At 52.2% G+C, this 483-nt stretch carries 1 pseudogene; it reads right to left on the minus strand.

What is annotated here, in order from left to right:
* A pseudogene (locus tag P0D80_RS51160) lies at positions 1-357 on the minus strand (transposase); the annotation flags it as partial.
* Between the last annotated feature and the right edge of the window lie 126 nt (positions 358-483).

Consider the following 483-nt stretch of genomic DNA (forward strand, 5'->3'; position numbering starts at 1 on the left):
CGCCTGTCCGAATTGAGTCCGATATTTTACGGAGCTCATGCCCTGCAGTTTTAGCTTGATACGGTCGTGGTTGTAGTACCGGATATAGTTCTTTATGCCGGCCTCCAGCTCGTCAAGATTGTCAAATTTATTGAGGTAAAAGAACTCCGCTTTGAGCGTGCCGAAGAAGCTCTCCATGGCGGCATTGTCATAGCATTTGCCCTTGCGCGACATGCTTTGTGTGATCGAACGGTTCTCAAGAAGGCGCCGGCACACCGCCATCTGATATTGCCAGCCCTGGTCGGAATGTAAGATTGGCTTGTCGCTCTGCTTGAGCCGCCCGAATGCTTTTTTCACCATAGTGCCTACCATGTTAAACGTAAGCGTTGCGCGAGCACCGTCTAGACGGGTGACGCCAAAGTGGACAGAGTAGGCCCCACCAAACGAGTGGTGGAGACTACTTTGTCACCTGAGATAGCGACAGCAGTGAGACGGACGCGTAAG

Source organism: Paraburkholderia sp. RL17-373-BIF-A (assembly GCF_046030175.1).
Lineage (GTDB): Bacteria > Pseudomonadota > Gammaproteobacteria > Burkholderiales > Burkholderiaceae > Paraburkholderia.